8 protein-coding genes and 1 pseudogene are annotated in these 9,709 nt (G+C 61.4%); 8 read left to right on the top strand and 1 reads right to left on the bottom strand.

The window, feature by feature from the left end:
* Positions 1-253: 253 nt before the first annotated feature.
* The 4 genes and pseudogenes from ACIOKD_RS39415 to ACIOKD_RS39400 form a co-directional block, all read left to right on the top strand.
* Positions 254-824, top strand: a pseudogene (locus ACIOKD_RS39415) (tyrosine-type recombinase/integrase); the annotation flags it as partial.
* A gap of 764 nt (positions 825-1,588) precedes the next feature.
* Entirely contained in the window at positions 1,589-2,341 is a 753-nt protein-coding gene (locus ACIOKD_RS39410) for a phage antirepressor KilAC domain-containing protein (RefSeq protein WP_402093115.1), read from the top strand.
* Between the two features lie 274 nt (positions 2,342-2,615).
* Positions 2,616-3,491: a toll/interleukin-1 receptor domain-containing protein gene (locus ACIOKD_RS39405; protein ID WP_402093113.1), complete on the top strand. Its 876-nt coding sequence runs from the start codon at positions 2,616-2,618 to the stop codon at positions 3,489-3,491.
* Positions 3,492-3,595: 104 nt separating this feature from the next.
* Positions 3,596-4,390 (top strand): macro domain-containing protein, encoded by a 795-nt coding sequence (locus ACIOKD_RS39400; RefSeq protein ID WP_402093111.1) that lies wholly within the window; start codon positions 3,596-3,598, stop codon positions 4,388-4,390.
* 1,413 nt (positions 4,391-5,803) lie between these two features.
* On the opposite strand, the gene ACIOKD_RS39395 is transcribed toward ACIOKD_RS39400, so the two are convergent.
* Positions 5,804-6,199, bottom strand: a complete 396-nt coding sequence (locus ACIOKD_RS39395; RefSeq protein WP_402093110.1) for an ATP-binding protein — start codon at positions 6,197-6,199, stop codon at positions 5,804-5,806.
* Between the two features lie 215 nt (positions 6,200-6,414).
* Here ACIOKD_RS39395 and ACIOKD_RS39390 point away from each other — a divergent pair, with 215 nt between their 5' ends.
* From ACIOKD_RS39390 to ACIOKD_RS39375, 4 genes are all read left to right on the top strand, one after another.
* The gene (locus ACIOKD_RS39390) at positions 6,415-7,302 is read left to right on the top strand and encodes a helix-turn-helix domain-containing protein (protein ID WP_402093109.1); all 888 of its coding nucleotides are present in this window, start codon (positions 6,415-6,417) and stop codon (positions 7,300-7,302) included.
* On the top strand, positions 7,299-7,526 hold the full coding sequence (locus ACIOKD_RS39385; RefSeq protein ID WP_402093108.1) for a DUF397 domain-containing protein: 228 nt from the start codon (positions 7,299-7,301) through the stop codon (positions 7,524-7,526). Before ACIOKD_RS39390 ends, ACIOKD_RS39385 begins: the two co-directional genes overlap by 4 nt.
* Before the next feature lie 100 nt (positions 7,527-7,626).
* The gene (locus ACIOKD_RS39380; protein WP_402093106.1) at positions 7,627-8,268 is read left to right on the top strand and encodes an HAD family hydrolase; all 642 of its coding nucleotides are present in this window, start codon (positions 7,627-7,629) and stop codon (positions 8,266-8,268) included.
* A gap of 112 nt (positions 8,269-8,380) precedes the next feature.
* Positions 8,381-9,571 (top strand): helix-turn-helix domain-containing protein, encoded by a 1,191-nt coding sequence (locus ACIOKD_RS39375; protein ID WP_402093105.1) that lies wholly within the window; start codon positions 8,381-8,383, stop codon positions 9,569-9,571.
* The last annotated feature ends 138 nt before the right edge of the window (positions 9,572-9,709 follow it).

The following is a 9,709-nucleotide window of genomic DNA, read 5'->3' as shown; positions in this document are numbered from 1 at the left end:
CACCCAGGCCCTCCTCCGCCTCGCCCGCCAACGCATCAGCGTCCTGTTCGCCATGCTCCGCGACGGCACCTTCTACGAATCCCGCACGCCTGCGGCCGTCGAACTCGCCGCATGACCCCAGCAAGCCTGAATCACCCCAAACCCGACAGGGGTGCCTTGACGAAGGACATAGAGGCACCCCCCCCCGAGTCGCTTGATCTCGGTCTCGAAAGCTCCACGGCTTTCGCCAGCCTCGCGACGCGCCGTGCGGTATTTCGAGGGCGGCTGGTTGGCCGTCGGGCATCAGCTCAAGCGCATCCGAGGTAAGTACGTGTTCGCCCTGCCGAAAGGCGGCAAGGTCCGGGACGTACCGCTTCCGAAGGCTGCGGCCACGGCACTGCGCGACCACTCGAAAGCATTCACCCCCGTCGACGTGACGCTTCCGTGGCGCACCCCGGACGGCCCGCTCGTGACGAAGCGGCTGCTGTTCAGCGGGCCCGGAAGCGACCACGTGCGGGTGAGCAACTTCAACGAGCATCACTGGAAAGCCTCTTTGGCCGCCGCAGGCATCATCCCGGCACGGGAGGCGGGCAAGCGGTACGCGTCCGGCCCCCGAGGACGGCATGCACGCGCTCAGGCACTTCTACGCGTCCGTGCTGCTGGACGCCGGCGAGAACATCCGGGCCTTGAGTTCGTACCTCGGACACAGCGACCCGGGGTTCACCCTCCGGACGTACACGCACCTGATGCCGAGCAGCGAGGGGCGCACCCGGAAGGCGGTCGACAGCCTCTATCTGACGTCGACTCCTCAAGATCACGGCCCACAGACGGCCCATGCCGCCTGACACCGCCCCGGCCAGTGCTTAACGCGCTGGTCGGGGCCCCAACAGCCCCGATTGCCGGAACTTCATCTATTTCTGGCCGATCTACACGGGCCAGGCAATCCCGATCGACAACTGGCGGGCGCGGATGTGGCTTGATACGTGGGTCTAGCTGGACGAACGAACTGAGAGGGTGCGGCGGACTGCCGCACCCTCTCAGTCGTTGTTGGCCGCTGGCAGTCGTCGTTGGCCACCCATGAACGGCGCAGAGACGGCCCGAGTGAGACACCAAGTGGACACGCTCAAGCACCAATCTGTTCGCATCCGGGGCGCTTTCGGACATCGTGCCCGCGCTTCTCGGTTCAACCTCGCAGCCACGATCCGTAACTACCGTCCCAGATGAGCGCCCCCTATAGATCGAAGGTCCAGCGCCGTCCGTTCACCATTCGACGCGAGACATCCATCACAAGACACCGGGTGAAAAGCTTAGGAATCGGACCAGAGCGGCATGGCGTGCCTACTGTCAACTGGCGGTTTCCAAGGAATCGAAGATTCCAATGAGATGCGCGGCACTCAGTGCCTACGTAAAGGATGACTCTCCGTCAGAGTTGTCCCGTAACCTGAACGCCATAAGGCCGCCTTCAATGTGAAGGCGGCCTAGACAGCAAGTGTGCGGTTGCAGCCGCCACAAGCCAGGAGTTCAAGGGAGTTCAACCTTGTCCGAATCGAACACTACCCTCTCGCCCGCGGGCGGAACTAGTGGGGGGTCTAGTCCATTCGATCAAATCATGCTCTTGGATCACAAGGGCGAGGAACGCTGGTCCGCCCGTGACCTCCAGCAGCTCATGGGCTACGACCGTTGGGACCGCTTCGTCACTGTCATCGAGAAAGCACAGCAAGCGATCACCGCTTCAGGGCTGGACCCGCTTGATCACTTCCGCCGTGCGGCACGACTGATTACGGGAGGCCGCTGGGGTAAGCAGAGTGTGGCTGATTACCGCTTGACTCGATTCGGTGCCTATCACGTCGCTCTTGCGGGCGATGGGCGCCGACCCGAGGTTGCCGCCGCCAAGACGTACTTCGCCGTGAGGACACGGGAAGCAGAAGCCATCCAGCAGCCGACGGCTGACGTGGCCACCCCCGAAGGGGTTCTTGCCCTCGCAGAGAGGTACGTAGAGGCGGCCCGCGAACTCGTCTCCACCAAGCAGGCACTCGCCGTTGCCGCCCCCAAGGCCGGCAAATGGGACGCGTTCTGCGACTCTGACGGTTTAATTGACATGGGTTGCGCAGCGAAAGCCCTTACGAATGTCACAGGCGGCCTAGGGCGCACCAAGTTCATGGAACTGTTGCGCCGGGAGGACATCCGATTCCTCCAGATACAAAACCGGCGATTGCCGTACGAGACCCACGTCAAAGCAGGGCGAGCCGAGGTGAAGCTCGTTCAAACTGGCTACCAGTGGGTGGAGCAGACCTTCTTCACCCCCAAGGGTCTGGATTGGTTGACGAGTAAACTGAAAGCTGAAGCCCGCCCGGCCGCTTGAGGCATGGACAGGGGCGCCCGCCTGCCCGGCGAGCGCCCCTGAGCTATCGAACATCACCGCCTCCTGGCACGCAGGGCGCTCATACACGGCGAAGGCAATCGTCGAATGCATGAACGACAACGCATGTACGCGTACTTCGTCGACACTGAAACCAATCCGACGTCCTTGAACGTCTCAGCCCATGACGGCCGCGAGACGCACGGAGAAACTCCTGGATGTGGGTCGGACGACCGTTCGACCCACATCCCATCAGAACAGATCAGAGGTTAGGCGAGTGCAAATCTTCATCAGTTGGTCGGGGGACGCATCGAAGCAATGCGCAGAGGCGCTACGCGACTGGCTGCCTTACATGAACCAGGCTATCACTCCGTTCGTATCCTCTCAGGATATTTCGAAGGGAGAGCGCGGCCTCAATAAAATCGCGACCCAGTTGCAGGAATGCTCTTTGGGTATTGTCTGTGTTACCCGTGACAATCAAGCCGCACCTTGGATCAATTTCGAATCTGGCGCCCTCTCTAGAGAGTTGGGAGAAAGCTCGCTCATTCCATTTCTCCTCGATATGCCGATCAAAGATCTGTCGGGACCTTTGACTCAATTTCAAGCAACAGACAGCATTATCGAAGAAGACGTATGGGCCATGGTTAAGACAATCAACGATAAATCTGCCGTGACGGTCGACCAAGAGCGACTCAAAAACACTTTCGAAAGGTTCTGGGACGATCTAACCCAGAGCCTGAATATTATCCGCAAGGAGCGTCCACAAAGTGACGTGCAACCGCGAGACACGTCGGAGATCCTGAACGAGCTGGTAGGGCTGGTACGGGAACAGAATACCCGTATAGGGGAACTTGAAAGCGTAATCTCCAATAAAAAAGAGGAGCACACGGCTGAGGAGCTGAAAGCATCCATCCGAGGTAATTCAGCAATCACACGGCGCCTCACATCCACGCGGATCCTCGCGATTCTTGGTGAAGATTCAGTTAAGAACATGGTGCGGGTTGCAGGCGGTTTCCAAGTGCACTGCACGCAGAAGTCCATCAATCACGCACACGCCGTTAGCGATCAACTTGCAGAGGTGGCCCAGCAAACCGGCCTCAGCATTGACGTGCTATTCGAGGGAAGTGGCGAAATTATGTCATTTCCTTTCTAACCTCTAACGAAATCAAGGGGTCAATCTTGCCATCGTTAGTAGCTCGCCCCTTTACTGCGCTGCGATCCAGGCGAGGCTGGAGTCTAGCCGCATCACATTTTTCGATGTCTTTTGCGACTTTGGCGGGCGGCGTTCAGCTCACCCTTGCCGTACACCCTATTTCAGCCCTAAAAGGAATAGGGGCTATTTTCGCAATGCTAGCCGCTTCTTCCATATGGGCCATCGCTAGATCCATACCAACCGATTTGGCCACTCGCGAGTTCTTTCACCCAAATTTCACAGTCACCGTGAAGACAGGGGATCTATTCACTGAAAATTGCGACCTAGTCATTGGCTTTACCGACCTCTACGACACCTCTACCGAAGGCGGAGATATTATCTCTCCGGAGAGTGTCCAGGCACAGTTCCTCAAATCGATTTACAGTGACCAAGTGACGGAACTGGATGAGGATCTCCACACGGCTTTGAGTGCACACACGGTCTCTCACGTCGAGGCCGAACTAACTAAGCCTAGAGGAAAGCGTGAGCGCTACCCTATCGGTACAGTCGCCGTCCTTTCCAAGGGAACGGCTCGACATTACTGTGTAGCATACTCACGCATGAGTAATAACCTTGTAGCCAGATCGAGTGTCAATGATCTGTGGCAGAGCTTAAGCAGTACTTGGTCTGCGATCTCCGAGCACAGCCACTTGAATTCCGTTGCCATCCCAATTCTCGGTTCAGATCTAGCACGGGTGGGAAATCTTGGACGAGAGAGCCTTGTGAAAATGATACTGCTCTCTTTCGTCGCAAAATCACGTGAAGAGTTGATCACCAGAAATTTGTCTTTGATCGTTCACCCGCGCGACGCTGAACAGATCAACATGAACGAGGTGCAAGCGTTTCTCAAAGCTCTCTAGCAAGCTGCGGACTGAATAACCAGAAGAAAGCAAATCAAGCGGCAAATCGGAACGGGTTGAGTGCAGGGGGATCTGTCCGTCAAGCCGTGATCTTCCGACCGTGCAGAGCGTTGTGCGAGCCATCCAGAAACCCGAGGGCCCACCGTTCACGACTGTGCCCTCTCTGACAGTACGCACCTGGGTACAGCCATGCTGCCAGGTAATAGTCCTGGAGGTCCGTGTTTGTCGTCCAGGCATCCAGGCGCAGCCATCGCGCCTCTGCGTGAAACGCACGGTCACTGCTCAGTCGGGCAGTCGACTCCTAAGATCCTGCCCTGCATTCGCGGGAAATGCTTAGCTTGTTAACGAACAACGATGGATCGGACTTGCCGGTTCTACTGCGAACTGCGGCCATCTACGCACAATAGCCTCATGGATCACGGGGGCGGCTCCACGTGCATCGCCCCCTCCAACACGAACACGGAGGGGGCGAGCACTCGTGAGTTCCCTTGGGGGTCTTTCGCTGCCCGGCGTCAAGGGGAACGCGAGTCCGCCTGGCTACTGCGGCGCCTCCGGAAGCGGCAGCCATCGGGGCGTGTTACCTGCTCTTGCCTTGCGCTTGAGGAGTGCTGACTACCGACAGGCGATAGTCCCCATGTAGGCGCCGCCCCTCGACACACGTCTCAGCCGGTCCGTTTACAGAGCAACAGGCGAGGCACTGTTCGTCGTGGAGGGGGGCGGAGTGGTCGAGCCACCTTTCCCGGGCAAGCCACTGGGAGTCCGGAGAGCTGCCACATGGTCGGCGTTCATACGTGCTCCTTGCTTGCGCCCCGGTCGGTCACGTACTGCCGCACCAATCCGGCTGGTTCAGCGAGGCCATGCAGTGCTTCCCATCTGCGCCATACCGCCTTGCCGTTCGCACCTGTGCCTACCGACCACATGTCGACCTCCGGCGCGAGGGGCGGCAAGGGCCTGACCCTCGCGTGCCTGGACCAGCGCACCCAGCGCGCCCGGTAGAGGTCCGGCGCGTCCGGCCACGCGAGAGGCGCTTGGGGGACATGTGCGCTCATGACTGTCTGCGCGCGTCGTCGACCAGGACCAGGGCGGCACAAGCGCCAAAGCGCCAGTAGCGCGAGAACGACGCCCGCGCCGGCCAGCGCCATTCGGATAGACTCATTCACTGTTCGTAGCTCCTTGCTAGCTGCGGACACTCCCCGGTTTCGGCATGCAGCGCCAGTACGGGGTTTGCTGACGCACGCGCCCAGATGAATACGTACTTGGGCGCGTGTGGAGGCTCACTGATTACTCAGGGGGTACCTACACGCGACCTTTGGCCCGTCCAGCACGATTCGCGGAGGAGCAGGGGCGTGCCGATGGGATCTTGTGATGCAGCAGGTAGCGCTCCAATCACGTGCGTATAGCGCGTGCCGCCGGTTACGTAATTTTCACCTCCGCCCAGACGGTCACCCCCCGCGCTCCCCTTTCCACCCCCCAACAACTCGACATGACCTCTACCAGCAATAGACCCCTACCGCGTTCCGACACCTCAGACGACGGCCGGACTTCTGGATTTCCGCATCCCCCGTCCCGCACCTCAATACGGAAGGTGTCGCCGTAGCACTCGACTGCAACACATACAGGCCCGCTGTTTGGTGCGTGTTGAATCGCATTGGTCACCAACTCGCTTGCGATGAGCGCTAGATCATCACTCACAGAATCGCAAGCGGCAGAATCCGCCCACTGAGAAATGAAGTCTTGGCAGTCCTTACGCGCAAGAGCGACCGACTCCGGATCAATGGGATACTGGCGACGCGTTACAGCATTGGGCATGACTACTCATCCCTCACAGGGCGCGTAAGTACGGAGCGTGCCTCCCTGATCACAGAGAGGCATACGTGGAATGTTGCACCTCCCAGAGGTCAACGTGCAACCTTCCACCGCAGGTTCGCCCGGATGAGGGGGTGTCAACGAGGTCGCGGGCATGGTTCGCTGACGTGCATGCTGCCAAGTACACGCAGGCCAGAAAGGGTTAAGGGGGGTTCAGGGTGGGAGCGCGCAAGGAACCTACGGCGCGTCAGGTCCGGTTGGCTCATGTCCTCCGCGACATGCGCGAGGAGGCAGGGCACGGCAGTCTGGAAGCTGTCGCGCGGGAGTTGGGATGGTCGAAAGCCAAACTGTCCCGCATCGAAACCGGTTGGTCCGGCGTGTCAGAGACGGACTTGTTGACGCTTCTTGACAGGTACAAGATCGATAACCGTGCGTGGCGCTCATACCTGTGCGAAGTGCGCTGCCGGACAGCGTCCCGCGATGGCTGGGAAGTCCGCCTGAGGTCGACCGTTTCCGCCCAATACGCGGACTACGTAGGGCTGGAACAGGATGCAGCAGAGCTTTACAACGCAGAGCCCGTCCTCCTTCCCGGACTCCTGCAAACGTACGAATATGCCGCAACCGTCCTTTCGCAGCACATGCCAGGGCTCACGGAGGCGCAACGTGACGCGCGCCTATTGATCCGTGAACGCCGACAGACTGTGTTGACACGCGCGGAACCTCTTGTGTTCTGGGGCATCATCAGTGAAAGCGTCCTAAGGCATGCGGTCGGCGGGCCGGACGTCATGGCGACGCAGCTCGACCACGTGTTGAAATCGTGCGAGCAAAACCCCTCTATCAACTTGCAAGTGCTGCCGGAACAGCATCCGCTGCATGCTGCTTTAATCCAACCGTTCGTGATCCTCCAATTCCCAGTCCGCTGGGAACCGGACGTCGTTTTTCTTGATGGATTGACGCGTAACAGAATCCTTGAAGACGTTCACGATGTGCAGGAATACAGCAGGGTGTTCAGGCGCCTCAGTTCGGAAGCACCCAGCGCCCCCGAGTCACTTGAGCTGATCGAGAAACACAGGAACCACTACCAACAAGGGGTAGTAGCGCAATGAATGAGCACGTCATACCGGATTCATCCACGCTTGACGTCAAGTGGCAGTCCACCTCGACCGGGGACGGAAACTGCTTCGAGTTCGCAGCCCTGGGCGACGGACGAACTGCCGTCCGGCAGAGTAAGGCGCCGCAGGGTCCGGCCCTGATCTACTCGCCTGGTGAGGTCGCCGCGCTGATCGCCGCCGCCAAGTCGGGGCAGCTCGACCAATTCAGTCAGGGCTGAGGGTCTGGGTGCGCGCTCTGGGGACTGGGGGAACAGAGCGCGCGAGGCGTCCCCTGTCGGCAGACGTCCAGCAGGGGACGTCAAGCCATAGGCTCCCAGGGTGATTGCCACCATCGTCCTCGACGTAGGCGAGACCATCGCCCGCGACGACCGTTACTGGAACTCCTGGGCCGACTGGCTCGACATTCCTCGCCATACTCTCTCAGCCCTCGTCGGTGCCGTCGTCGCCCAGGGTCGGGACAATGCCGATGCCGTTCGTCTGGCCAGGCCTGGGATCGATCTCTCCGTCGAGTATCGGGCGCGTGAGGTCGCAGGTCGTGGGGAGATGCTTGACGAAACCGATCTATATGACGACGTCCGCCCCGCGCTGTCCGAGCTTCGCAGGCTCGGGATCCGTGTGGTCATCGCCGGAAACCAGACTTCCCGTGCGGGCGAACTGCTCCGCGCACTGGACCTGGCCGCGGACCTGATCGTGACGTCGGGTGACTGGGGCGTGGCCAAGCCGCGGCCGGAGTTTTTCGCGCGCGTGCTGGAGGTGGCGCAGGCCGCGCCGGAAGAGACGGTGTACGTCGGCGACCACCCAGCCAACGACATCTTCCCGGCTAAGGCAGCCGGGCTGCGGGCAGCGCACCTCCGCCGTGGACCCTGGGGGCACCTGTGGGCGGATGATCCGGAGTTGGTGGCAGCGGCGGACTGGCGGATCGACAGCCTTACCCAGCTCACATCGATCATCGCAGGCTGACTACGGCGGCGCAGAAGGCCTCGGACCCGCCCGGGACTTGCTTGGCTGTTCGCACACGCGCCACCTGCAGATATGGGTACCGTCCGGACCAGGCGTACCGAATGGAGCCCGTATGTCCGCACCGTCCGCTCACGGAGGAGTAGGCCGGCGTATCGCCTACTACCGCAGCGTCGTCCACCCGAAGATGACGCAGCAACGACTCGCCGACACGGCCCGGGTCGCCCTCGGCACCATTCGCAAGATTGAGCGCGGTGAACGTGGCGTGAGCGACGCGACCCTTGAAGCCGTCGCGGTTGCTCTCGGCGTCGACCCGGCCCTGCTCCGCACCGACCGACGTTCACCACATACCGCCGTCCACGGCGCGCTGCCCGCGCTCTCCGCCGCACTGGCCGCCTATGACATCCCGGAAGACGGCCCCGTACGCCCTCTGCATGAGCTGCGCACAACGGTCGCCGAAGCTGTCCACTGGCGCCTCGCCGCCCAGTACACGCGCATGGCCCGTGAGCTGCCCGACCTGCTCACCGAGCTCGCACGTGCCTACCACGCGGCCTCCGCCCACGAGCGGCGTGGACTGGCCGAACTCCTGGTCAGCGCCTATCGCTCGGCGGACGCCGTGGCCTATAAGTTCGGCGCCCTCGACCTGTCCGCCCGACTGGTCGAACTCATGCGGTGGATCGTCCCCGAGACGGAACATCCGCTGTTCACCGCCGCCGTGGCCTACGTACGGACGGAGACCTTCTTCGCAGCTCGCGCCTATGCCACGGGACTCCAGGCCCTCGAACGGGCGATCGACGCCGTACCCGCACCCCACACGGCATCCGAAAGAGCGGCAAAAGGCGCCCTCCACATGCGGGCCGCTGTCATCGCCGGCAGGGCATGCGACGCCACCGCCGCACAGATCCACCTTGACGAAGCTCGCGCCCTCGCCGACCGGACAGTCGAAGGTGTCTACTACGGCACCGCGTTCGGCCCGGATTCCGTCCGCGTCCACGAGGTGTCCGTCGCAGTCGGCCTCGGGGCCGATCACGTGGGTTATGCCCTCACGCTCGCCCGGGGGTGGCAGCCGACGCCCGGCCTCCAGGCCGAGCGGCGCTCCGGCTTCTACATCGAACTGGCCCGTGCCCAGCTGTGGTCAGGGCTCGCGGACCCCGCCTTCGAATCGCTGAAGGTCGCACGCCGAATCGCCCCTCAGCACACCCGCGAACACCCGTGGGTCCGTGAGGACGCCGCCACGCTGCGCAGGTTGAAGCGTGCCGAATCGGAGAGCCTCACACACTTCGCACAGTGGTGCTCGGCTGTCTGACGGACGGCCGACCGCCCCTCGCCGGGGTACTTGTGGTTCTTGCCCGCCCTCACCATCTGACGTGTGACCAGAGACCGACAGATGGGATCGCGGATGTCTGAAGCAATCACGCCCACGCCGAACATGGTGCCCACATAC

It is taken from the genome of Streptomyces sp. NPDC087844, assembly GCF_044742785.1.
In the GTDB taxonomy this organism is placed as follows: Bacteria; Actinomycetota; Actinomycetes; order Streptomycetales; family Streptomycetaceae; genus Streptomyces.
Note: the sequence above shows the minus strand (reverse complement) of the source record. Positions and strands in the feature narration are given on the sequence as shown.

Excerpts from the sequence above, each read along its gene's own strand:
- ACIOKD_RS39395 (WP_402093110.1), bottom strand. The coding sequence starts at position 6,199 with ATGCCCAATGCTGTAACGCGTCGCCAGTATCCCATTGATCCGGAGTCG.
- ACIOKD_RS39375 (WP_402093105.1), top strand. The coding sequence starts at position 8,381 with ATGTCCGCACCGTCCGCTCACGGAGGAGTAGGCCGGCGTATCGCCTAC.
- ACIOKD_RS39385 (WP_402093108.1), top strand. The coding sequence starts at position 7,299 with ATGAATGAGCACGTCATACCGGATTCATCCACGCTTGACGTCAAGTGG.
- ACIOKD_RS39410 (WP_402093115.1), top strand. The coding sequence starts at position 1,589 with ATGCTCTTGGATCACAAGGGCGAGGAACGCTGGTCCGCCCGTGACCTC.
- ACIOKD_RS39400 (WP_402093111.1), top strand. The coding sequence starts at position 3,596 with ATGTCTTTTGCGACTTTGGCGGGCGGCGTTCAGCTCACCCTTGCCGTA.